Annotated in this window: 4 protein-coding genes; 3 read left to right on the top strand and 1 reads right to left on the bottom strand. The window is 69.0% G+C overall.

The genetic code is table 11. From position 1 onward, the window contains the following. Positions 1-103 precede the first annotated feature (103 nt). Both VIR15_RS11095 and VIR15_RS11100 read left to right on the top strand, forming a co-directional pair. Positions 104-607, top strand: coding sequence for a hypothetical protein (locus tag VIR15_RS11095; RefSeq protein WP_331927533.1), 504 nt, complete (start codon positions 104-106; stop codon positions 605-607). Continuing rightward, complete coding sequence (locus VIR15_RS11100) at positions 597-1,331, top strand: cytochrome b/b6 domain-containing protein (protein ID WP_331927534.1); 735 nt, start codon at positions 597-599, stop codon at positions 1,329-1,331. Before VIR15_RS11095 ends, VIR15_RS11100 begins: the two co-directional genes overlap by 11 nt. A gap of 96 nt (positions 1,332-1,427) precedes the next feature. On the opposite strand, the gene VIR15_RS11105 is transcribed toward VIR15_RS11100, so the two are convergent. Further along, positions 1,428-1,892 carry a pyridoxamine 5'-phosphate oxidase family protein gene (locus VIR15_RS11105; RefSeq protein ID WP_331927535.1) on the bottom strand — a complete coding sequence of 155 codons (465 nt, stop codon included), beginning with the start codon at positions 1,890-1,892 and terminating at the stop codon, positions 1,428-1,430. An 87-nt stretch (positions 1,893-1,979) separates the two neighbouring features. Here VIR15_RS11105 and VIR15_RS11110 point away from each other — a divergent pair, with 87 nt between their 5' ends. After that, the gene (locus VIR15_RS11110; protein WP_331927536.1) at positions 1,980-2,492 is read left to right on the top strand and encodes a MarR family winged helix-turn-helix transcriptional regulator; all 513 of its coding nucleotides are present in this window, start codon (positions 1,980-1,982) and stop codon (positions 2,490-2,492) included. Positions 2,493-2,660 lie beyond the last annotated feature (168 nt).

Genomic DNA, 2,660 nt, shown 5'->3' on the forward strand with positions numbered 1-2,660 from the left:
GGCCGCCGGCGGCCGTGCCACACGACAGCCCGGGCCACCCCGGCTCCGGGCGATCGAGAGGCACTGACCTCTCGGCAACTCGATGAAGGATGTGAATGACACCATGCGGATCCACACCCGCAACACACCCGACCACGCGCGGACCGCACTGGCCCCGCGAGCGAGCTCAGCGGCATACGGACGTGGTCTTCTCGTCGCCACGCTCGCGGCAGGGGCGCTGGGACTGGCCGCGTGCAGCGGCGGCGCGGCCAGTGGAAGCTCCGGCGGCGCCACCCCGACGATCTCCATCGTCGAGCCCACGGAGGGCGCGACGGTGTCCCAGCCGTTCACGCTCAAGGTGGACTCGTCCGTGGACTTCGGCGCGACGGACACGGGCAAGGACCACTTCCACCTGACCTTCGACGGCAACGCCCAGCAGTACACCGTGGAGACGAAGCCTGAGGTGATGATCAACTCGCTGTCGCCCGGCAGGCACACGATCAAGGTGACGCTGCAGCACGCCGACCATTCGCCGATCGGCCCGGAGGCCCAGGTGAACGTCACCGTGGCTAATGCCGGCGGGGGCACGACCAGCACACCAGCGCAGGGTGGAGGCAATGGCTACTGAGCTGTCCCGGCACCGCTCCCAGGTGACCGGAGGAACCGTCGAGCGGAACCGTCGGGCCAGTCGGTGGGTCCACGCGTCCGTCTACTCGTTGTCGCTCCTCCTGCTCGCGACCGGCCTTTGGCTGCTCCTCGGGCAGGAGGGCAACCCGAGCCTGCTCGCGCGCACCAGTGGCCTCTCGGACGCCGTGCTGCACCGCTGGCTCGGCTACGCGCTCGCCGTCGTCGGCGGGATCGCAATCGTCGTCTGGTGGCGCGCGGCGCGGCGTTTCGCCAAGGAGTCGGTGCGCTGGGATCGAGGCGACTTGGCGTGGCTGAGGACCTGGCCGCGGGCCGCGTTCACCGGTCGGTTCCGCCGCCACGAAGGGGACTTCGACCCCGGGCAGCGGCTCGCGAACCTGGTCCTCGTCGGCACCCTGGTGCTGCTGGTGGTGAGCGGGCTGGTCCTGACGACGCTGCACGGAGGGGCGGCGTTCGTCGTCGCCCACCGCGTCCACCTGTGGTCCACGTATGCGTTCACCGTCATGGTCGTCGGACACGTCATGGTGGCGTCCGGCGTGCTGCCCGGTTATCGCGGCGCCTGGCGAGCCATGCACCTCGGCGGACACCTTCGGCGAGACGTGGCATCGAGACTCTGGCCCGCCTGGGTCGAGCGCAACGTGGACGATGGTGACGACGACCTGGCCGCCCGTCGCGTCCGCCGGACGGGGTCGGGCGGACGACCATGAGGCGCACACCGCCGGGTTTGGGTTGTCGCGGAAGTTTGCCCACTTCACCGAGGCGCTGACTGCGGCACCGCACATTGTGGCTGAGAAGTGACGCAGTCACGCGTCAGCGACTGCCTCGTTCTGGCCGCGCCAGCGTTGTCTCACCGGCTTGCCCTCGCCGTCGTACACGGTGGACGACGCTGAGGTGACCTCGAGCTCGAAGAGGACGAAGTGGTCGTCGCGGGGGAAGCCGGTGCCCGCATTGGCCGTCAGCCGGGTGACCGGATCGTCGGTGGGATGGGCGATGCCATTGACACTGAACTCGTAGAGGTCCCAAGGTTGCTCGCCCGTGGCGGTGCAGTGCAGGGCATAGCGGCCGTCGCGCCGCAGGTCGTGGCCCTTCGGGGAGGCTGGCTCCATGAACAGGAACAGGCGGTCTGCTGTGACGACCGGGCGCACCGGGTGCAGTCTGGGTGCGCCGTCTCTTTTGACCGTGGCCAGATAGGCGACCTGGTCGTGCAGGTGCGCCGCGCCGAAGGCAGCCAGGTCGGCGGCCTGGGTCGCGAGTGCTTGCCAGCTCATGGTCCCTCCCGATGGGGCGCAGGTACACTGTGACCACTGAGACTGTCTCAGATGAGATCGTCACACTATACAGTTTCTGGAGAAGCCATGTCCACGACGCCCGATCAGACGTCGAGGTTGGCCGACTTGTTCTCGATCTTCGCCCCGGCCTTCCTGAAATGGCAGTACGCCGGCGTGCTCGTGCCGGGCATGACCTACCCCCGGATGAACCTCATTCACGTGCTCGCCGAGGATGGGCCCCAGATCATGTCCCAGCTGCGTGACCGGCTCGGGGTGTCGGCCCGCAACATCACGGTCCTCGTCGACGGTCTGGAGAAGGAGGGGTTCGTGCGCCGGGTCCCGCACCCCACGGACCGGCGCGCCACCGTTATCGAGCTCACCGACGCCGGTCACGCGGTCCACCGACGCGTCTATGCCCGCCATGCCGACCGCGCCGCAGCGCTGTTCGCCACGCTCACACCGGCCGACCAGGAGCACCTCGTCCGCATCCTGGGCCAGCTCGCGGGTGCGCTTGCGGACACCAGCGCCGCCGAGGGAAAGCCCCTCGACCTCGACCCTGCCAGCTTCCGCATCGACCCCGACCACCCGGATGAGACCTAGCACCGAGTGGGATCACCGTCTCAGTCGATCCAGCGGGCGGCTGCCTCGTAGGTGTCTGACGGCGTCGCATTGAAGGCGATGACCGCGTCGGGGGCGTGACAGCGCACCAGGTTGATGACCCGCTCGAACAGTCCCAGCTGCTCCTCGGCTCGGCGGACTCCCCCGCCG

Origin of the sequence: Intrasporangium sp. (genome assembly GCF_036566125.1) — a bacterium.
Classification (GTDB): Bacteria; Actinomycetota; Actinomycetes; order Actinomycetales; family Dermatophilaceae; genus Intrasporangium.

What these genes read in the sequence shown, in the direction of transcription:
- VIR15_RS11110 (WP_331927536.1), top strand. Translation starts at nt 1,980, where the DNA reads ATGTCCACGACGCCCGATCAGACGTCGAGGTTGGCCGACTTGTTCTCG.
- VIR15_RS11095 (WP_331927533.1), top strand. Translation starts at nt 104, where the DNA reads ATGCGGATCCACACCCGCAACACACCCGACCACGCGCGGACCGCACTG.
- VIR15_RS11100 (WP_331927534.1), top strand. Translation starts at nt 597, where the DNA reads ATGGCTACTGAGCTGTCCCGGCACCGCTCCCAGGTGACCGGAGGAACC.
- VIR15_RS11105 (WP_331927535.1), bottom strand. Translation starts at nt 1,892, where the DNA reads ATGAGCTGGCAAGCACTCGCGACCCAGGCCGCCGACCTGGCTGCCTTC.